This window comes from Pseudoalteromonas arctica, from assembly GCF_012927645.1.
Taxonomy (GTDB): Bacteria; Pseudomonadota; Gammaproteobacteria; order Enterobacterales; family Alteromonadaceae; genus Pseudoalteromonas; species Pseudoalteromonas arctica_A.
In genome coordinates, this window is the sequence record NZ_JABBMT010000009.1 from 30151 (window position 1) to 49830 (window position 19680).

Below are 19680 nucleotides of genomic sequence, written 5' to 3' on the forward strand. Positions count from 1 at the left end.
TTAGTGACTAAAAATGATGAAAAACAAGGTTATTGTTGTCGGCGGCGGCATGGTTGGTGCAGCCACAGCAGTTAAACTCGCTAAACAAGGATGCCAAGTAACAGTGATTGAGCAGCAGATAATTGATGCGGATGCTGTATTGGCAAGTGAAAAAGTTGCTATTCGTGTATCTGCTATCAATCGTTTTTCAGAAAACTTATTAGATGATTTAGGCGCTATGCCTATTTTACGAGTGCATCGACATGCCCCATATCAACAGCTCGAAGCGTTTGAACGAACGGGCGATAACCTTTTGTTTGATTGTCACGATATTAATACCACTCATTTAGGCCACTTAATTGAAAATAATTTAATTCAAGCGAGTATCTGGCAACAGTTTGCACAGCACAATATTGAGGTGATTGAAACATCCCAGTCGTTGTCAGCAATTGAGCAAAGCAAACAGCAAGTGACATTGCATTATGGTGAGCAGCAATATACTGCCGATTTAGTTGTTGCTGCAGATGGTGGGCAATCGTTATTACGTCAACAGGCAGGTATTGGGGTTACGGGTTGGCAATATGACCAGCACTGTATGGGAGTATTAATAAAGCTAGACGCGGCACAACAAGTAAAAACATGGCAGCAGTTTAAACCCTCAGGCCCCGTTGCATTTTTACCTATGCAGGCACCATACGCTAATTTAATTTGTTACCATGATGCAAAGCAATTAAAGCAATGGCAGCAACTCTCAGCAAGCGAATTAAAACAGCAACTGCTTGCACATTTTCCGCCTTTAGCTGGAGATTTTGACGTTATAGAACATGCTGTGTTTCCGTTAACTCGCCAACATGCCAACAGCTATTCAGATGGCCGTATTGTACTGGTTGGCGATGCAGCACACACTATTAATCCGCTCGCTGGGCAGGGGGTTAACTTAGGCTTTCAAGATGTCGTTGCGCTTGCTGACATATTAAACAATACAGACGATATAGGTGCTGCACAATACCTCAAACAATATGAGCAAACTAGACGCAAAGCAAACTTATTAATGATGAGTATGATGGACGCCTGTTATTTTGGTTTTTCTAATCAACTGACCCCATTGCAGTGGGCACGTAGCCAATTTTTGAAAGTGGCAAATAATTCAGTTTTTTTTAAAAATCAGCTTCTAAAATACGCAATTGGTGGACAATTGGACTAGATTAAAATTATCGACAATAAAGCTTTAATCAGAATATCAATTTTATTAATATACGGATTTGTTCGTGAATTTTATTAAAAAATAAAAAGTTGATCTTCTTGTATCCGAGCAAGTAAAGCTTTTTTGCTAACTTTTACCACTTGTTTGTATTTAAAGTAATCGGAAATATAGGCGTTAATTTTCTTTAAATTGCACTCAACCTGATTATAGAAGCGCTAATGTGAATAATTTTTTTATTTTCATAATTTTAGCAGGTACTTTTCTTTTAGCCGTAAGCTTAAAGCCTACATTCTTAATCTATAAAAAAACTAATAGCTCACAATGGGCCTTATTATTTGTACTGATTATTTTTTTTATAACTGGTTATTGGTGGGTAGTCTATTATTTTTTTACCCATGGTGCTGATACCTTCGTAACTTTGAGTGTTTCATTAATTTTATTTGGCGGCAGTGCTTTTGTGATACTCGTCACTCGATTAAGCTTAAGTAGTATTATTAAAATTGAAAAGGCAAGTGCGCAGCAACGCTTTTTAGCTGAGCATGACAGTCTTACTCGCCTGCCAAGTAGAAACAAATTTTTCTGTGTTATTGAACAGCAAATTACTCAGGCTAACCCATTTACGTTATTGTTTATAGATTTAAACGGCTTTAAACAAGTAAATGATGGGTTTGGTCATCAATATGGTGATGAGCTTTTAAGTGTGCTTTCTAATAGGTTACAACAGCATTTATCTGGGATCGCTAACCTATATAGGATTGGTGGTGATGAATTCGCACTCATTTTGTTTTCACGAGAAGAAAAAACATATTCCAATTGTATTGCTGCGATTAATACTGCGATCAGTTTTCCTTTTACTATTAAGAAGCAAAAAATAATGGTGATGTTGAGTATTGGGGTAAGTCGGTTCCCTGATGATAGCCAGCAGCAACATGAACTGCTAATACAAGCTGATTTAGCTATGTACGAAGCAAAAAAGACGGGTCATCAAGTTATTGTGTATTTTCCAGAGTTAGGCCACAGAGCGCGAGAGTTAAGCGAGATGTCTAAACGGATTGAAAAAGCGTTGCAAAGTGATGAATTTGAATTGTATTTACAACCTATTTTATCGGCCTTTGGCCAGCAGTTACATGGTGCTGAAGTACTCATACGTTGGCGAAAAGAAGATGGAGAGTTTATACCGCCAAATAAGGTGCTTAGTGTGGCAGAACAAACAGGGCTAATTTTGCCTTTATCTCAGTGGGTTGTATTAAATTCGCTAAAGCATTTGAAAAAACTTAAAGCGCATGGGTTTTCTGGTTTGCTTCATATAAATCTCTCACCTAAAGATTTAGAAAGTAAAGAGTTTTATTATTTTATTGAAATGCTTGTTGATTTGGATCCTAGTATGGGTGAATCAATCATCTTTGAGATCACGGAAAACGCAGTGATGACTAGTTTAAATGCGGCTCGTGAAATGATGTCTAAATTGAGTAAGATGGGTTTTAAGTTTAGTGTAGACGATTTTGGAACCGGTTTTTCTTCACTGGTTTTATTAAGGGAACTACCAATAGATCAAATAAAGATAGATCAATCATTTATAAAGAACATGCTCAATGAGACTACGGCATACGCAATTGTTGAGTCAACAATATTTTTAGCAAGCAGACTTAATTGTAATGTAGTTGCTGAAGGCATCGAAGAAAAAGACATTGAACAAGCATTAATTAAATTAAACTGTGATTATGTACAAGGCTTTTTATATAGTCGGGCAGTACCATTAGATGAATTTATACAGGAAAATTTAATGTAGGTTAGATAAAATTGGCTGGGATACCAGGATTTGAACCTGGGAATGCCAGGATCAAAACCTGGTGCCTTACCGCTTGGCGATATCCCAACTTTAAATTTTATTAGTTTTAGTTCTAGGTAAGAACATGGTGCGGAAGGAGAGACTTGAACTCTCACATCCTAAGATACTGGAACCTAAATCCAGCGCGTCTACCAATTCCGCCACTCCCGCAGTTTTTTAAATGCAGATTTTATTGCTTTGGAATCTAAATCCAGCGTCTAATTCAAGACCACTACTAATTCCGCCACTCCCGCATAGTCCGCATAATTATATACGTTTTTGCTGTTTATACTCATAGCTAGAGTTATTCTTTAACAACATTCTTTGGTAGAAAAAGTTGGCTGGGATACCAGGATTTGAACCTGGGAATGCCAGGATCAAAACCTGGTGCCTTACCGCTTGGCGATATCCCAACAAAGAATCAGTTGATAGTTTTAGTTCTTATCAAGAACATGGTGCGGAAGGAGAGACTTGAACTCTCACAACCTAAGTTACTGGAACCTAAATCCAGCGCGTCTACCAATTCCGCCACTCCCGCAGTTCTTAGAATGCAGTTAATCGTTTTGGAACCTAAATCCAGCGTCTAATTCAAGACAACTGCCAATTCCGTCACTTCCGCAGTTCTATTCTTTAACAACATTCTTTGGTAGAAGAAGTTGGCTGGGATACCAGGATTTGAACCTGGGAATGCCAGGATCAAAACCTGGTGCCTTACCGCTTGGCGATATCCCAACAAAGAATTAATTGATAGTTTTAGTTCTTATCAAGAACATGGTGCGGAAGGAGAGACTTGAACTCTCACATCCTAAGATACTGGAACCTAAATCCAGCGCGTCTACCAATTCCGCCACTCCCGCATCGAGCATATACAGGTAATAATGTTTTGGAACCTAAATCCAGCGTCCAACTCAAGGCCACTGCCAATTCCGCCACTCCCGCATTATCACTTTGAATTAATCAAAGAAATGGTAGTTATTTTAAACTCTTCATTGAGTTGCAATTTAACTCTTGCAGAGCCACTTCTAAAAGAAGAAATGGTGGCTAAGACGGGATTTGAACCTGTGACCCCATCATTATGAGTGATGTGCTCTAACCAGCTGAGCTACTTAGCCATTGTTGGCTGGGATACCAGGATTTGAACCTGGGAATGCCAGGATCAAAACCTGGTGCCTTACCGCTTGGCGATATCCCAACAATAACAATTAATAGTTTTAGTTCTTATCAAGAACATGGTGCGGAAGGAGAGACTTGAACTCTCACAACCTAAGTTACTGGAACCTAAATCCAGCGCGTCTACCAATTCCGCCACTCCCGCATCGAGCATATACAGGTAATAATGTTTTGGAACCTAAATCCAGCGTCTAATTTCAAGACCACTGCCAATTCCGCCACTCCCGCATCGAGCATATACAGGTAATAATGTTTTGGAACCTAAATCCAGCGTCTAATTTCAAGGCCACTGCCAATTCCGCCACTCCCGCATTTCAAATTTTGATAAATCAAAACTTAGGTAGTTATTTTAAACTCTTAATTGAGCAACAAAAAATAAATGGTGGCTAAGACGGGATTTGAACCTGTGACCCCATCATTATGAGTGATGTGCTCTAACCAGCTGAGCTACTTAGCCATCTTTTTTGTTAGCACTTCATCGCTGAGTGCGGGGCGTATTATGCTGATATGACCTAAATCCGTCAACACCTTTTTTGCAAAAAAACACGTATCACGGTTTGTTTGCGGGAAAAATAGGCTAACAGGCTAAATTTTAATAAAAATGGTGTTTTTTAACAGCTTTGTACTGACTTATTAGGGCGTGTTTATCTTTCGAGGTTAAATTTGCAGCAGTGTGTTTGGTATTTAGGCAAGGCAGAGCCTATGTAGTGTGGTGTTCCCCATAAATAGGCGATAACGCAGCATTAATGCCAAACACGCGCTGCCCTTCGGGTTCTTCCTAGGGGCGATTAACTCTTTGTTGCCTACATGGATGTAGGTAAGGGGCGTGAGCAGGATGCGGAAGCTTTGCTCGACTTTTACTTAGCCCACTAGATTACAAATCTCGGGCCGCGATTAAATCGCCCCTAGTTTGAACAAATTTTAATCCTGAAAGGTCAACACGCCCTAGACTAATATTTAATAGTAGTGCAAAAATAAAAAAGCTCGTAAAAACGAGCCTTTAAAATCACTAAGTGTAGTAAATTAAAGAACGGGGATGTTAAACATTGAACAAAAAGTTCATTACATCGCCATCTTTAACTATGTATTCTTTGCCTTCTTGGCGCATCTTACCAGCTTCTTTTGCGCCACTTTCACCTTTAAATGCAATGAAGTCATCAAAAGCGATAGTTTGTGCACGAATAAAGCCACGTTCAAAGTCGGTATGGATTTTACCTGCGGCTTGTGGCGCAGTCGCACCAACAGGAATGGTCCATGCACGTACTTCTTTTACGCCTGCGGTAAAGTAGGTTTGTAAATGTAGTAATTCGTAACCACCGCGGATCACAAGATTTAAACCAGGTTCTTCAAGGCCCAGATCAGCCATAAACTCAAGTTTATCTTCTTCATCAAGTTCTGAAAGTTCAGATTCAATCGCTGCACATACTGGCACAACAACCGCATCTTCAGCGGCAGCAATTGCACGTACACGCTCAAGAAGTGGGTTATTCTCAAATCCATCTTCGGCAACGTTCGCAATATACATTGTTGGTTTGATGGTTAAGAAGTTGATAGAAGCTATTGCTGCTTTTTCTTCTTTTGTCAGTGCTAAAGAGCGTAAAGTTAAACCTTCATCAAGGTGTACTTTTACTTTTTCGAGCACAGCATTTTGTTCTTTGGCGTCTTTATCACCACCTTTGGCTTTTTTTGCATTACGGAAAATAGCTTTATCAGCACTATCCATATCCGCAAGTACTAATTCAGTGTTGATCACGTCAATATCATCAGCTGGATCAATTGTGCCCGCTACGTGAATTACGTTTTCATCTTCAAAACAGCGAACTACGTGACCAATTGCATCGGTTTCACGGATGTTAGCTAAGAATTGGTTACCTAAGCCTTCACCTTTTGATGCGCCTTTTACAAGACCAGCAATATCCACAAACTCCATACTAGTGGTAAGGATGCGTTGCGGATTAACAATTTTTGCAAGCTCGTCTAGACGAGGATCTGGCACCGGTACCACGCCCGTATTTGGTTCAATGGTACAAAAAGGAAAGTTAGCGGCTTCGATACCCGCTTTGGTTAATGCATTGAAAAGTGTTGATTTACCAACATTAGGCAAACCGACGATGCCACATTTGAAACCCATAGTTAAGATACCTTGTTTAGATCCGTTGAACCGATTATGGCTTAAACGAATGTAGTCTGTTTTGTGCTTTTAACACACCGTCTTTTGCAAGTATTTCCATACAACGAACTGCTTCATCTACTGCGGCATCCATTTTTTCTTGGTCTTCTTTGGCTGCTTTACCAAGCACCCATCCGGTGACCATTTCACGATGCCCTGGATGGCCTATCCCAACGCGTAAGCGCATGAAATCTTTTTGGTTTGCCATTTTTGCGATAATGTCTTTTAGACCATTATGGCCACCGTGTCCGCCACCTTTCTTTAACTTGGCAACCCCGGGTTCTAAATCCATTTCGTCGTGGGCAACTAGAATGCTTTCAACAGGAATTTTGAAAAAGTTGGCTAAACTACCGACCGCTTTACCACTTAAATTCATATAAGTAGTAGGGATCAGTAATTTGAATTCTTGATCTTGGATGATCACTTTGCCAGTAAGGCCATGATACTTAGGATCGTGTTTTAGCGTACAGTTGTAGCGTGCAGCGAGTTGCTCGATAAACCAAGCACCTGCATTGTGGCGTGTGTTTGCGTATTCGGGGCCTGGATTAGCCAGGCCCACAAGCATTTGAATAGAATTCAAGGTGCAAACCTTAAAAAGTTATTCTGCTGCTTCGTCTTCAACTGGCGCAGCTTTGTTGGCTTTGATAGTTACGATAGACTGGTCGTGATCAGCACCTTTCGCTAAATCAACAGATGAAACACCGGCTGGAAGTTTAACGTCAGAGATGTGGATTGAGTCACCAGCAACTAAGCCCGCTACGTCAACTTCAACAAACTCAGGAAGTGACTTAGGAAGACAAGTGATTTCGATTTCTGTTAATTGGTGAACAACAGTGTTACCAGCTTTAGTTACTACGTCTTCACCGATGAAGTGAACTGGCACTTTAGTGTGAAGTTTATGAGCAGCATCTACACGTTGGAAATCAAGGTGAGTGATTTTAGGCTTGAATGGGTGACGTTGGATATCTTTAAGGATAGCTTCAACTTTTTCACCAGCGATATCAAGAGTAAGAATGTGAGTGTAAAAGCCTTCACTTTCTTGTGCTTTGATGATCTCTTTGTGTTCAAAAGTAAGAGATGCAGCTTCTTTGTCAGCACCGTAAAGAATGGCAGGAACTTTATCTTCACGACGTAGGCGGCGGCTCGCACCTGTACCTGTTGCTGTGCGTAATTCTGCATTAAATGTATAAGTTTCGTTAGACATGATGTCTCCAATAAATAAATAGTGTAGGGCCTTTGCGACCAAGGTCCCTAGCCAAAAGGCGCGCTATCATACCACCACCACCTATTAAAAGAAATACGATACATAAAAAAAGCACCAAGTAGGCGCTTTAATTATGTTCAGGTGTTTGTATCTAAATAGTTTTAGTGTTCAAACATCGCTGAAATAGATTCTTCATTGCTGATACGGCGTATTGTTTCAGCTAGCATGTCTGCAAGTGTTAACACTTTAATTTTATCAATTGCTTTTAATTCAGCAGACAGTGGAATTGAGTCAGTTACAATCACTTCATCAATTACTGAGTTACGAATATTTTCTACCGCAGTACCAGAAAGTACAGGGTGAGTAGCGTAAGCAAATACTCGCTTGGCACCGTGCTCTTTAAGTGCTTCAGCTGCTTTACATAAAGTACCGCCTGTGTCGATCATATCATCAACGATGATACAGTCACGACCTTCAACGTCACCAATAATGTGCATTACTTGAGAAACATTCGCTTGTGGGCGACGTTTATCAATAATGGCAAGATCGGTATCGTTTAATAATTTAGCAATAGCACGGGCACGAACTACGCCGCCAATATCAGGTGATACAACAACAACATCATCAAACTGACGCTCTTTCATATCTTCAAGTAGCACAGGGCTACCGAACACATTATCAACTGGTACATCAAAGAAGCCTTGGATTTGCTCAGCGTGTAAATCAACCGTTAGAACTCGGTCAACACCTACACTTGATAAGAAATCGGCAACAACTTTTGCTGTGATTGGTACGCGAGCAGAGCGCACTCGGCGATCTTGACGTGCATAACCAAAATAAGGAATGACGGCTGTTATACGACCTGCAGATGCACGACGTAAGGCATCAACCATTACAATAAGCTCCATCAAGTTATCGTTAGTGGGGGCACAGGTTGATTGCACAATAAAAACATCCGAGCCACGAACATTTTCATTAATTTGAACACTGATCTCACCGTCGCTAAAACGGCCAACAACAGCATCGCCAACTTCAATATATAAACGTTTTGCAACTTTTTGAGCTAACTCAGGTGTTGCGTTACCAGCGAAGAGCTTCATGTCAGGCACGGTAGGGTTCCTCAGGCACTGAATTTTTGGACTAATAAGCTATATAAAAAGTATAGCTTATTAACTTAAACTTTATTTACTTGTACGTTACTTCATTGCTTCAATGTATAGCGTCCAACTGCGTATGGGCAGGAGAGATATTAACGCTGCTGGCAATAAAACCGTCCCAGTTATGGGGGAGATTTTCAAGAACATGTTGCGCTTCTTTTTGCGTGGCAAATTCAACAAAACAGCATGAACCTGTACCAGTCATCTTCGACGGAGCGTATTTTAGCAACCACTGGAGGGTCTTTTCAACCTCAGGGCAGAGCTTTTTAACTAAAGGCTCGCAATCGTTGCCTAATGTTTGCTGTTGCCAGTGGCCTTTTAGCTTTGGTGTATCACGCTTTAAATCTGGGTGAGTAAAAATTTTTGCGGTGCTGATATGTTCACTTGGATGCACTACACAATACCATTTTGACGGCAGCTCTACATTTACTAACTTCTCGCCAATGCCTTGAGCTAGGGCGCTTTTGCCGTTAATGAACACAGGTACATCTGCGCCTAACTGCACACCAAGCTCTGCTAATTCAACCAATGATAACTGACATTGCCATAATTTATTCAGTGCTAAAAGTGTGCTGGCAGCGTCTGAAGAACCACCGCCAACGCCGCCTCCCATAGGCAATATTTTAGTTAAATTTATTTTTGCACCAAAAACTGAATTACTGTGCTTTTGTAACAAAACGGCCGCTTTATAGATCAAATTATCTTTAAGTGGGATATCGGTGGTGTCACCAGTGACTTCAATCTCAGTTGTTTCAGTCAAAGTAAATGTGAGTTGATCGCCATAATTTAAAAAAGTAAATAAGGTTTCCAATTCATGATAGCCATCTTCACGGCGGCCATTAATGTGTAAAAATAAATTGAGCTTGGCAGGTGCCAATAACGAAAATGAAGTCATAGTTTGCTTAGTCATGTTAGTCAAAGTGCCACTCGTAAAGTTGAATTTTTATTTTAATATCGTGGTGTTTCAACGTGAGCTTTGTAGGTAACCAAAATCCGGCGTATTGTTGGTAATCAGCGTAGCTTATTTGCCATTGATCGCCATCGGGTGCGTGCCAAGTTACATTTTTCGCTCGGCCTAGTTCATCAACTTGCAAACTTGGATCGTTAACAGTGCCTTTTAACCAATTATCAGCACTGTTCATTGGTATATTAAAACCTGTGAGTCTAGCTAGCAGGCGCGATGCATTAATATCATGGTAAACGTCATCATCGTATTCAAGTTTTGCGCCGTGACTATCTTGTGTTAATGCTAAAACTCGGGTGCCGATAAAACTCGTCAAAATAAGTTGGTTTAACTGTTCTTGTTGTTGCCAATTTAAGTTTGCTGATTGGCGTTCATCTGGGCTAATAAAAGCCAGTTTTCCTTCAACTTGCCAGTTGCTTTGTTGTGATAATTGCGACTTCCAATCGTCATAAATGGCTGTTTGAGGGCTAGTTTGCTGCGCACAGCCACTTAAAAATAAAAAAAATATGAGTAAAATCAAATATAGTCGAATCAAATGTCGTTCCTTACTTTCCATATTCAGCTGATTTTTGGTAAAATTATCGTCTTTCGAGCACGGCTTAGCAATATTTGGCACATATGACCATAGTAGCACTAGGTATTAATCATAAAACCGCATCTGTAGAATTACGCGAAAAGGTTGCCTTTTCGCCTGAGCAATTGTCAGAAGCATTACAGCAACTGAGCGATCACGATCAGTTTAATGAAGCGGTTATAGTGTCAACATGTAACCGAACAGAAATCTATTGTAGCCTCGCTCAGCAAAATTCCCAAATACTGTTGCAATGGTTAGCTAGTTTCCATGGTTTGGATGAATATGAACTGAGCAGTAATGTATATTGTCACCAAGATAATGATGCTATCAATCATTTAATGCGTGTGTCATGTGGCCTAGACTCTTTGGTGCTAGGTGAACCGCAAATTCTTGGTCAAATCAAACAAGCTTATAATAGCGCTAAAAATCACAATTCCGTGAGTGTGGTATTTGATCGGTTATTTCAAAAGACCTTTTCGGTCGCAAAACAAGTTAGAACGGAAACTGATATCGGCGCAAGTGCGGTATCTGTTGCCTATGCTGCGGTTAATTTAGCTAAACATATATACGGCAAGTTAGATAAAACCAAAGTGTTATTAATTGGCGCAGGGGAAACAATTGAACTGGTAGCTAAACATTTATACCAGAATCAACCACAACAGATCACTGTAGCGAATCGCACCATAGAGCGTGCACGCTTACTGGCAGAAGATGTTAATGCCGACGTTATTGCGTTAGCGCAGTTACCTGAACGCTTGCATCAAGCAGATATAGTGATCAGTTCGACGGCAAGTACTTTACCAATTATTGGCAAAGGGGTGGTTGAACAAGCGCTAAAACAACGCCGTAATAAGCCCATGTTATTTATTGATATTGCAGTTCCGCGTGATATTGAAAGCCAAGTTGGTGAATTAGATGCGGCCTATTTGTATTCGGTTGATGACTTACAGGCAATAGTAAGCGAAAATATCGCTTCAAGAGAACAAGCTGCCGATGAAGCGCAAGTGATTATTACCCAGCGCTGTGCGGAATTTGTGATGTGGATGCGCTCACTCGACTCTGTCGATCTGATCCGCTCTTATCGCCAAGATGTACACGATATTAAGTCTGAGCTGGTTGATAAGGCAATAAGTCAATTAAACACCGGTAAAGATGCAGAAAAAATTATTTTAGAGCTGGCCAACAAGTTAACCAACCGTCTAATGCACGCGCCTACCCGTGCAATTCAAGATGCGGCTAAAAAAGGTGAAGTTGCTCAGTTAAGCCAATTAAAGAAAATGTTAGGTATTGATCAGGAATAGCAGTTACATGAAAGAGTCCGTTTATCGTAAGTTAGAAACCTTAGTAGAGCGTTACGAAGAAGTGCAAGCGCTGCTAAGTGATCCGTCAGTTATTAGCGACCAAAACCGTTTTCGTGCGCTTTCAAAAGAATATTCTGAATTGGAAGAAATTGTTAAAGCGTTTTTAGGCTATCAGCAAACACAAGATGATGTTGCTACAGCAGAAGAAATGCTAAAGGATTCGGATCCGGATATGCGTGAAATGGCGCAAGAAGAATATAAAGAAGCCAAAGCGCAAATCCTTGCTATCGAAGATCAAATACAAGTGTTGATGCTACCAAAAGATCCACGCGACAATAATAGTGTGTTTTTAGAAGTACGCGCCGGTACGGGGGGGGATGAAGCGGCCATTTTTGCTGGTGATTTATTCCGTATGTATACCCGCTATGCTGAAACTAAAAAATGGAAAGTAGAGATTGTGAGCACCAATGAAGGTGAACACGGTGGTTACAAAGAAGTGATAGCTAACATTAGCGGTGAAGGGGTGTACGGACAATTGAAGTTTGAATCTGGTGCTCACCGGGTACAGCGCGTACCAGAAACTGAATCACAAGGGCGTGTTCATACATCAGCCTGTACTGTTGCGGTAATGGCTGAAGTGCCAGAAGCGGAAGCGATTGAAATTAATACCGCTGATATTAAAGTTGATACGTTCCGGGCCTCAGGTGCTGGTGGTCAGCACGTTAATAAAACTGACTCGGCAATTCGTATTACCCACATACCAACGGGTGTAGTGGTTGAATGTCAAGATGAGCGTTCACAGCATAAAAACCGCGCGAAAGCGATGTCAGTGCTTGCTGCTCGCTTACAACAAGCAGAAGATGAAAAACGTCACGCGGCTGAAGCATCAGAGCGTCGTAACTTAGTCGGTAGTGGTGATCGTTCAGAGCGTATTCGTACTTATAACTACCCGCAAGGACGTATTACAGATCACCGTATCAATCTCACTTTATACCGTTTAAATGAGGTGGTTGCCGGTGACTTAGGTTGTGTGATTGAGCCATTAATGCAAGAGCATCAGGCTGATTTACTAGCAGCCATGGGTGATGAGTGATCGTGACCGACACAATTGAAAGTGCGGTGTCGAATGCTACTTTGCAGTTGCAAAGTAGCAGCGACAGTGCCAAATTAGACGCACAAGTATTACTGCTCGATGTATTGCAAAAGCCACGTAGTTATTTATTTAGCTGGCCAGAAAAAAAATTAACGCAGCAACAACAGCAACTATTTGAAAGTTACTGCCAACGTCGCTTAACAGGTGAGCCTGTGGCTCATATAACGGGAACGCGTGAATTTTGGAGTTTGCCACTGCAGGTTAATCCAACTACGCTGATCCCTCGTCCAGACACTGAAACATTGGTTGAATATGCCCTTAGTTTGTCTTTACCTGAGGCTGCTAAAGTGCTTGATTTAGGCACCGGGACTGGTGCAATTGCACTTGCACTTGCCAGCGAAATGCCACGTTGGCAAATCACTGGAGTTGATAGGGTTGCAGATGCTGTTGCGCTTGCTAATACAAATAAGCAGCGCTTAGGTTTTATTAATGTGGACTTTGTGCAAAGTGATTGGTTTAGCCAAGTTACAGCACAACATTTTGAGCTAATTGTTAGTAATCCACCATATATTGAATATGATGATATTCACTTAAATCAAGGTGACGTACGTTTTGAACCATTTTCTGCGTTAGTTGCCGATGATGACGGTATGGCTGATATTAAGTATATAATTACTCAAGCACGCAATTTTTTAACGTCAAATGGTTACCTTCTCATTGAGCATGGTTATCAACAAAGTGCTAAAGTGCGCAGTTTTTTTGCACAAATGGCGTATACAAATATACTTACAGTTAAAGATTTAGCAAATAACGATCGTGTAACGCTCGCACAGTGGCCAGAATAATTATAATAATTACAGTGCGAGAGCAAAATAAACGCCTTTGAGGACCAGTATGATGGATGATTTTTTGTTTTCGGATGAACCACAAGAAGTAGAAAGTGATGTAGCTAAAGGGGCATGGAAAGTCATCATTGTTGATGATGAGCCTGAAGTTCATGCTGTTACGAAACTGGCATTAAGTGATTTTGAGTTTCAAGGCAAGCGTTTAGAATTTATTAGTGCATACTCAGGAGCTGAGGCTAAAGTACAGATAGATAAAACCCCCGATGCTGCAATCGTACTGCTTGATGTGGTGATGGAAACAGATGATGCAGGCTTAAAAGTCGCGCAATATATTCGTGAAGTCGCTAAAAATAATCATATTCGTATTATCCTTCGTACTGGTCAACCCGGCCAAGCGCCAGAGCGCCAGGTTATTGTTAATTACGATATCAATGACTATAAATCAAAAACAGAACTTACCGCACAAAAATTATTTACTGTAGTAATGTCGAGCCTGCGTTCTTATCGCGATATTTTATCAATTGAACAATCTCGTCAAGGGCTTGAAAAAATAATTAAAGCTTCCCGTGATATTTTTTCAGCGCACTCACTCGATCATTTTATTGAAGGGGTGATGCAACAATTAGCATCGTTGCTCGGCACCGTTGATCAAGCAATGTACGCCACCAGTTTAGTGGCAGGTAACCCACAAGATAATCAGCATAAATTAGTGGTATTTTCTGGGCGAGGCGATTTTGAACGCAGCGAAGGCAAAGCGATTGAAGAGGTGTTGAATACCGAGCAGTTATCAGCGTGTAAACAAGCATTTAGAGATAAAAACATTGTCTATAAAAACAATTATTTGTTTGCATACTGTTGCAGCGAACACAATCATAATTCAATGCTTTTTATATCTGGTATTCCACACGACTTATCGGATACACAGCGCCATTTGATTGAAATATTTTCGCAAAATGTGCAGTTAGCATATGAAAATGTGCAATTACAATCGGAGGTCGAAGCAACTCAGCAAGAATTAGTATTTCGTTTAAGTGAAGCTCTGGAGCAGCGTTCAACTGAAACAGGTAATCATGTTAAACGGGTCTCACATATATGTAATACCTTAGCGTTGGCGTATGGTTTATCGAAACGTGAGGCTGATTTAGTTCGTTTAGCGTCACCACTTCATGATGTTGGTAAGGTCGGTATTCCTGACGCTATTTTAAATAAACCAGGTAAATTGACCTGCGAAGAGTGGGAGATCATGAAAACGCACACTCAAAAGGGTTACCTTATCCTACAGGGTTCTCGTCGTGAAATCGTTAATGCTGGCGCTCAGATTGCACGTGATCACCATGAAAAATGGGATGGTTCAGGTTACCCACAAGGAAGACAAGGACAAGACATTCATATTTTTGGTCGTATAGTAGCGATTGCCGATGTGTATGATGCATTGCGCCATAAACGTTGTTACAAAAAAGCGTGGACGCTTGATGATGTTGTTAATGAAATCAATCAGCAAAAAGGCAAACACTTTGAACCTAAACTGGTCGATGCATTTAACGACAGCCTAGCGGAGCTTGAAGAAATTTTAACGCGTTTTCCAGATTAAAAAATAATACCCAGAGCATTGAACTGGTGAGTTATTTAACGTATTCGAATGAGCATGTTTAATAACATTGATACAATTTCTTTTTTAACATTAATGAGTCGTTAGGGGCATATGGATTATTTAGCAGTCAAACACACACACATGGCAATTGCAGTTTTAAGCATTGTTTTATTTTATGTACGTTCATTTTCTCGACTCGGCAGTGGTGCAATCGTTAAAAATAAATTGGTATTTATTGGTAGTCACGCAACCGACACTTTTTTACTCATTTCAGCTATTACGCTAATGGCGATTGCTAAAATTAATCCACTAGAACAAACCTGGTTGCTTGAAAAGATTATTCTTGTAGTGGCGTATATTGCGCTGGGTATTATTGCTAGTAAGCAACAAAAGACCAGTATTAAAGTGGTATTTTTAGTTGTAACGACAGGAGTTATAGCTTTAATCGGTAAGCTTGCAGTAACTAAAGCTGCGTTTGTTCTGTAACAAAACTTGCCCAAAGGCTACGCTTAGTTGTTTTTGGGCATTAATCTAACGCCCTACGTTGGTATCTGTGTAAAAAAATAGGTAAACTAGGCATTCATTTTCTATTAAAGATGTTGCCGTATTAATGACCACTCCTTGGTTTGAAGATCAAAATGAATCCTATCAAGATGAGGCTTTTGACACATTCGCTCCCCAAGCGCTGTATCGTTGTATAAGCGCTGAAGCGAAGTGGGATCCTCAAGCTGATTTAAGTGATAGCTTTATCATCTTGAACGACTTTGAAGTTCAAGTTACCGAATTATGCCAACAATACCCTGATATTCACGAGCGCTTTGATGCGTTAGTTGATATGTTTTTTACTCAGTGGTTATTTAGCGTATCCAGTTTAAAAGTCCCAGAATACACCTTAAATAGTTTTAGCTATATGCTGAGTATGCGCAGTGGCTCTGAAACAACACTGGGTATTTTGTTATGTCATTTGTTAAACCACGCAGGTTTTGATGTAAATGTAACCATAAATAACAGTGAAATAAATGTCCATGTTGCTATCAGCGATGAGGAAGGCTATTTACTAGAGCCGAGTTCAGGTCAACAAAGTTGGTATATCGTTCCTGAAAACGCCAGTGAAGAAAATGGTGATGAGCAAGAGCCGCTTGAACTCATTTTTGACGAAGAAGTGTATAAGCTTTATCTTGCACAACAAAAGTGGGCCTTTATTAGCAGTAATAAATTTGGTCATGCTTTGAGCTGTGTTGAGATGCTGATGGAGCTTATAGGCGATGATCCATACGAAAGACGCGACAGAGGCTATTTACTTAACCAGCTAGATTGTCCGAAAATGGCGCGTGATGACTTACAATTTTTTATCGATGAGTGCCCAGATGATCCTGCGATTGATATTATTCAGCATCAACTTGAAGAACTTGAAGATAATCACATTACGCATCATTAACGACTCACCATTAACTTTAAGGAATTTACATGGCTGACACCCATACTGCCCTGATCACCAATGACGCAGTTGTCTTTGGTTTATTAGCAGTAATATTAGGCTTTATTTTTAAAACATCACACAGTGAAAATACAGCGCTGAAGAAGTTTTACAAATATGTCCCTGCATTATTATTGTGTTACTTTTTACCATCATTACTGAATACCTTTGGTATTGTCGATGGTCATTCTTCTAACGTGTATTACGTTGCCTCGCGCTACTTATTACCAGCGTGCTTAATTCTACTCACCATTAGTATTGATTTAAAAGCGATTATTAATTTAGGCCCCAAAGCCCTGATCATGTTTTTAACCGGCACGGTGGGTATCGTAATTGGTGGCCCCTTAGCCATACTTGTGATGAGTGCCGTTTACCCTGAAGCGGTCGGTGGTCATGGCCCAGATGCCGTATGGCGTGGCATGACCACTATTGCTGGAAGCTGGATTGGTGGTGGTGCAAACCAAGCATCGATGAAAGAAATGTTTGAAGTTGGCGGCGATATATTTTCAGCAATGGTTACGGTAGATGTGATTGTCGCTAATTTATGGATGGCTGTATTACTGTTAATGGCTGCCAACCATAAAGCCATTGATGCGAAAACAGGCGCGGATACTAGCGCGATTGAAGAGTTAAAAAACCGTGTTGAAAAATACCAAGCAGAGCACGCACGTCTGCCAACACTCAATGATTATATGATGATTATTGCAATTGCATTTGGTATTACCGGCCTTGCGCATTTTTGTGCAGACTTTTTAGGCCCTTACTTTGGCGCTAACTTTCCATGGGCACAAGAATATAGCTTAAACAGCAAGTTCTTTTGGTTAATTGTTATTTCGACGACCATAGGTATTGCATTGTCGTTTACTAAAGTACGTCATATTGAAGCCTTTGGCGCATCTAAAGTAGCCTCCAGCTTTTTATATATTTTAGTGGCATCAATTGGCCTTCATATGAATATTACGGCTATATTTGAATCACCTATGTATTTCGTCATTGGCTTAATTTGGATGCTTACCCACGCCAGTTTAATGTTAATTGTGGCAAAAATAATCAAAGCGCCGCTGTTTTATATGGCCGTTGGCTCACAGGCCAATGTGGGTGGCGCGGCCTCGGCACCTGTGGTTGCTTCGGCATTTCACCCGTCGCTTGCACCGGTTGGCGTGTTATTAGCGGTACTCGGTTATGGCGTAGGCACGTATATGGCCTATATTTGTGGTTTAATGATGCAAGCAGTTGCACCTTAGGGAATGAAAAATGAATAACCAACTGATTAAGATTAATAACATTGAATTAGCAAACGAAAAACCGTTTGTATTGTTCGGTGGCATGAATGTTTTAGAATCGCGCGATTTAGCAATGCGTATTGCTGAGCATTATGTTGAAGTGACCACTAAGCTTAATATTCCTTATGTATTTAAAGCCTCGTTTGATAAAGCAAACCGCTCATCAATCAACTCATACCGTGGGCCTGGTATGGAAGAGGGGTTAAGGATTTTTGAAGAAATTAAAAACACCTTCAACGTGCCTTTGATCACCGATGTTCATGAACCACACCAGGCCGCACCTGTGGCAGAAGTAGTTGATATAATTCAATTACCAGCCTTTTTAGCGCGCCAAACTGACCTAGTTGTTGCGATGGCGAAAACGGGCGCAATTATTAATGTTAAAAAGCCACAGTTTTTGGCGCCGCACGAAATGCGCCACATCATTACTAAATTTAATGAAGCGGGTAATAACAATGTTGTACTGTGTGAACGTGGTTCAAGCTTTGGTTATAACAACTTAGTGGTTGATATGCTCGGCATGGATGACATGAAACCAATGGCCCCGGTCATTTTTGATGCAACGCATGCATTGCAACGCCCAGGTGGTCGTGCTGATTCAGCCGATGGTCGTCGTGCACAAGCGGCAGAGCTTGCTCGCAGCGGCATGGCATTAGGGTTAGCGGGTTTATTTATTGAAGCGCATCCAAATCCTAATGAAGCTAAATGTGACGGCCCATGCGCACTTGCATTAAGTAAGTTGGAAGGGTATTTAAGTCAAATGAAAGCCGTGGATGATTTGATCAAGAGCTTTGGCCCACTGGATACCAGTGCCAGCGATTTATAATATTAAAGAATACTTAAAAGCGACTTAGGTCGCTTTTTTTATGTCTTGAATATACACCTTGCTAGTTGGCGTATATAATCCACCCATAAGAAAAACTAATTCTAAGTTTGGTTGCTATGTCTCGACGTGTTCCTCCCTTAAACGCATTAAAAGCATTTGAAGCTGCTGCTCGCCATTTAAGCTTTACTAAAGCGGCGGAAGAATTATACGTCACACAGGCGGCGGTAAGTCATCAAATAAAAACTTTAGAAGAGCATCTTGGCTTAAAACTATTTTTGCGTAAAAACCGTTCTTTATTGCTCACCGAAGAAGGCCAAGGTTACTTTTTAGATATTAAAGAAATATTTACTCAGCTAATTGACGCTACCGAAAAGCTATTAGCCCGCGGTGCAAAAGGCTCATTAACCGTGAGTTTAACGCCGAGCTTTGCTATTCAATGGTTAGTGCCACGGTTGAGCTTATTTAACGAATTACACCCTGAGATAGATGTACGAATAAAAGCTCAAGATCAAGACGAAAACTCACTTACCGATGATGTTGATGTGGCTATCTATTATGGGCGTGGTCATTGGAGTGGCGTGCAAACGCATAAACTGCATACCGAATACTTAGTGCCTTTGTGTAGTCCTATGTTATTAACAGGGGCAAAGCCGCTGGATCAGCCAAGTGATTTGGCAAACCATACTTTATTACACGATACCACTCGGAAAAACTGGAAAACCTGGATGAAAACCGCCGGTGTACGTAATGTGCAAGTAAACCAAGGGCCAATATTTAGCCACTCATCAATGGTGCTGCAAGCAGCTGTGCATGGCCAAGGTGTTGCTATTGGTAACAGTGTGCTTGCTAAACCAGATATCGATGCAGGACGTTTAGTTATTCCATTTAACCACAGTTTAGAAAGTAAAAATGCGTATTACTTGGTAAGCCGTGAAACACAGTCAGAGCTTGGTAAAATAGTCTCGTTTAAAGAGTGGATGTTAAGTTTAGTCGAACAAGAGCAAGAGTATTAAT

The 19680-nt window shown here is 40.7% G+C and carries 17 protein-coding genes and 10 tRNA genes; 11 read left to right on the plus strand and 16 right to left on the minus strand.

What is annotated here, in order from left to right; translation table 11 throughout:
- Window positions 1-13 precede the first annotated feature (13 nt).
- Together HHO47_RS07845 and HHO47_RS07850 are read left to right on the plus strand one after the other, a co-directional pair.
- A complete protein-coding gene (locus tag HHO47_RS07845) occupies window positions 14-1183 on the plus strand; it encodes an FAD-dependent oxidoreductase (protein WP_169019800.1) in 1170 nt (389 codons plus the stop codon).
- 220 nt (window positions 1184-1403) lie between these two features.
- On the plus strand, window positions 1404-2972 hold the full coding sequence (locus HHO47_RS07850; RefSeq protein WP_169019801.1) for an EAL domain-containing protein: 1569 nt from the start codon (window positions 1404-1406) through the stop codon (window positions 2970-2972).
- 12 nt (window positions 2973-2984) lie between these two features.
- Here the strand turns inward: HHO47_RS07850 and HHO47_RS07855 are convergent.
- From HHO47_RS07855 to lolB, 16 genes are all read right to left on the minus strand, one after another.
- A tRNA-Gln gene (locus tag HHO47_RS07855) sits at window positions 2985-3059 on the minus strand.
- Between the two features lie 38 nt (window positions 3060-3097).
- Window positions 3098-3182, minus strand: a tRNA-Leu gene (locus HHO47_RS07860).
- A 167-nt stretch (window positions 3183-3349) separates the two neighbouring features.
- Window positions 3350-3424: transfer RNA gene (locus tag HHO47_RS07865), tRNA-Gln, on the minus strand.
- A 40-nt stretch (window positions 3425-3464) separates the two neighbouring features.
- A tRNA-Leu gene (locus tag HHO47_RS07870) sits at window positions 3465-3549 on the minus strand.
- 119 nt (window positions 3550-3668) lie between these two features.
- A tRNA-Gln gene (locus HHO47_RS07875) sits at window positions 3669-3743 on the minus strand.
- A gap of 40 nt (window positions 3744-3783) precedes the next feature.
- Window positions 3784-3868, minus strand: a tRNA-Leu gene (locus tag HHO47_RS07880).
- A gap of 178 nt (window positions 3869-4046) precedes the next feature.
- Window positions 4047-4123: transfer RNA gene (locus tag HHO47_RS07885), tRNA-Met, on the minus strand.
- A gap of 5 nt (window positions 4124-4128) precedes the next feature.
- Window positions 4129-4203: transfer RNA gene (locus HHO47_RS07890), tRNA-Gln, on the minus strand.
- A 38-nt stretch (window positions 4204-4241) separates the two neighbouring features.
- A tRNA-Leu gene (locus tag HHO47_RS07895) sits at window positions 4242-4326 on the minus strand.
- A 235-nt stretch (window positions 4327-4561) separates the two neighbouring features.
- Window positions 4562-4638: transfer RNA gene (locus HHO47_RS07900), tRNA-Met, on the minus strand.
- Window positions 4639-5220: 582 nt separating this feature from the next.
- A complete protein-coding gene (gene ychF, locus HHO47_RS07905) occupies window positions 5221-6312 on the minus strand; it encodes a redox-regulated ATPase YchF (protein ID WP_169019802.1) in 1092 nt (363 codons plus the stop codon).
- 34 nt (window positions 6313-6346) lie between these two features.
- Window positions 6347-6931 carry an aminoacyl-tRNA hydrolase gene (gene pth, locus HHO47_RS07910; protein ID WP_169019803.1) on the minus strand — a complete coding sequence of 195 codons (585 nt, stop codon included), beginning with the start codon at window positions 6929-6931 and terminating at the stop codon, window positions 6347-6349.
- Between the two features lie 18 nt (window positions 6932-6949).
- Complete coding sequence (locus HHO47_RS07915; protein WP_169019804.1) at window positions 6950-7555, minus strand: 50S ribosomal protein L25/general stress protein Ctc; 606 nt, start codon at window positions 7553-7555, stop codon at window positions 6950-6952.
- Window positions 7556-7716: 161 nt separating this feature from the next.
- The gene (locus HHO47_RS07920) at window positions 7717-8664 is read right to left on the minus strand and encodes a ribose-phosphate diphosphokinase (protein ID WP_169019805.1); all 948 of its coding nucleotides are present in this window, start codon (window positions 8662-8664) and stop codon (window positions 7717-7719) included.
- Window positions 8665-8764: 100 nt separating this feature from the next.
- Window positions 8765-9607 (minus strand): 4-(cytidine 5'-diphospho)-2-C-methyl-D-erythritol kinase, encoded by an 843-nt coding sequence (gene ispE / locus HHO47_RS07925; RefSeq protein ID WP_169019892.1) that lies wholly within the window; start codon window positions 9605-9607, stop codon window positions 8765-8767.
- A 16-nt stretch (window positions 9608-9623) separates the two neighbouring features.
- Window positions 9624-10211: a lipoprotein insertase outer membrane protein LolB gene (gene lolB, locus HHO47_RS07930; RefSeq protein WP_169019806.1), complete on the minus strand. Its 588-nt coding sequence runs from the start codon at window positions 10209-10211 to the stop codon at window positions 9624-9626.
- An 83-nt stretch (window positions 10212-10294) separates the two neighbouring features.
- Between lolB and hemA the strand changes: the two genes are divergently transcribed.
- From hemA to HHO47_RS07975, 9 genes are all read left to right on the plus strand, one after another.
- Window positions 10295-11551 (plus strand): glutamyl-tRNA reductase, encoded by a 1257-nt coding sequence (gene hemA, locus HHO47_RS07935; RefSeq protein ID WP_211183652.1) that lies wholly within the window; start codon window positions 10295-10297, stop codon window positions 11549-11551.
- Between the two features lie 7 nt (window positions 11552-11558).
- On the plus strand, window positions 11559-12644 hold the full coding sequence (gene prfA / locus HHO47_RS07940; protein WP_169019808.1) for a peptide chain release factor 1: 1086 nt from the start codon (window positions 11559-11561) through the stop codon (window positions 12642-12644).
- Between the two features lie 2 nt (window positions 12645-12646).
- The gene (prmC, locus tag HHO47_RS07945; RefSeq protein ID WP_169019809.1) at window positions 12647-13489 is read left to right on the plus strand and encodes a peptide chain release factor N(5)-glutamine methyltransferase; all 843 of its coding nucleotides are present in this window, start codon (window positions 12647-12649) and stop codon (window positions 13487-13489) included.
- 49 nt (window positions 13490-13538) lie between these two features.
- Window positions 13539-15080, plus strand: a complete 1542-nt coding sequence (locus HHO47_RS07950; RefSeq protein ID WP_211183653.1) for a response regulator — start codon at window positions 13539-13541, stop codon at window positions 15078-15080.
- 111 nt (window positions 15081-15191) lie between these two features.
- Window positions 15192-15566 (plus strand): SirB2 family protein, encoded by a 375-nt coding sequence (locus HHO47_RS07955; RefSeq protein ID WP_169019810.1) that lies wholly within the window; start codon window positions 15192-15194, stop codon window positions 15564-15566.
- Window positions 15567-15690: 124 nt separating this feature from the next.
- The gene (locus HHO47_RS07960) at window positions 15691-16518 is read left to right on the plus strand and encodes a tetratricopeptide repeat protein (RefSeq protein WP_169019811.1); all 828 of its coding nucleotides are present in this window, start codon (window positions 15691-15693) and stop codon (window positions 16516-16518) included.
- Window positions 16519-16547: 29 nt separating this feature from the next.
- Complete coding sequence (locus HHO47_RS07965) at window positions 16548-17801, plus strand: DUF819 domain-containing protein (protein ID WP_169019812.1); 1254 nt, start codon at window positions 16548-16550, stop codon at window positions 17799-17801.
- A gap of 10 nt (window positions 17802-17811) precedes the next feature.
- Entirely contained in the window at window positions 17812-18666 is an 855-nt protein-coding gene (gene kdsA / locus HHO47_RS07970; RefSeq protein WP_169019813.1) for a 3-deoxy-8-phosphooctulonate synthase, read from the plus strand.
- A gap of 116 nt (window positions 18667-18782) precedes the next feature.
- On the plus strand, window positions 18783-19679 hold the full coding sequence (locus tag HHO47_RS07975) for a transcriptional regulator GcvA (RefSeq protein WP_169019814.1): 897 nt from the start codon (window positions 18783-18785) through the stop codon (window positions 19677-19679).
- Window position 19680: the final 1 nt, after the last annotated feature.

Coding starts and splice junctions, on each gene's coding strand:
- HHO47_RS07845 (WP_169019800.1), top strand. CDS start 14: ATGATGAAAAACAAGGTTATTGTTGTCGGCGGCGGCATGGTTGGTGCA.
- ychF (WP_169019802.1), bottom strand. CDS start 6,312: ATGGGTTTCAAATGTGGCATCGTCGGTTTGCCTAATGTTGGTAAATCA.
- HHO47_RS07915 (WP_169019804.1), bottom strand. CDS start 7,555: ATGTCTAACGAAACTTATACATTTAATGCAGAATTACGCACAGCAACA.
- ispE (WP_169019892.1), bottom strand. CDS start 9,607: ATGACTTCATTTTCGTTATTGGCACCTGCCAAGCTCAATTTATTTTTA.
- hemA (WP_211183652.1), top strand. CDS start 10,295: ATGACCATAGTAGCACTAGGTATTAATCATAAAACCGCATCTGTAGAA.
- prfA (WP_169019808.1), top strand. CDS start 11,559: ATGAAAGAGTCCGTTTATCGTAAGTTAGAAACCTTAGTAGAGCGTTAC.
- HHO47_RS07950 (WP_211183653.1), top strand. CDS start 13,539: ATGATGGATGATTTTTTGTTTTCGGATGAACCACAAGAAGTAGAAAGT.
- HHO47_RS07955 (WP_169019810.1), top strand. CDS start 15,192: ATGGATTATTTAGCAGTCAAACACACACACATGGCAATTGCAGTTTTA.
- HHO47_RS07960 (WP_169019811.1), top strand. CDS start 15,691: ATGACCACTCCTTGGTTTGAAGATCAAAATGAATCCTATCAAGATGAG.
- HHO47_RS07965 (WP_169019812.1), top strand. CDS start 16,548: ATGGCTGACACCCATACTGCCCTGATCACCAATGACGCAGTTGTCTTT.
- kdsA (WP_169019813.1), top strand. CDS start 17,812: ATGAATAACCAACTGATTAAGATTAATAACATTGAATTAGCAAACGAA.
- HHO47_RS07975 (WP_169019814.1), top strand. CDS start 18,783: ATGTCTCGACGTGTTCCTCCCTTAAACGCATTAAAAGCATTTGAAGCT.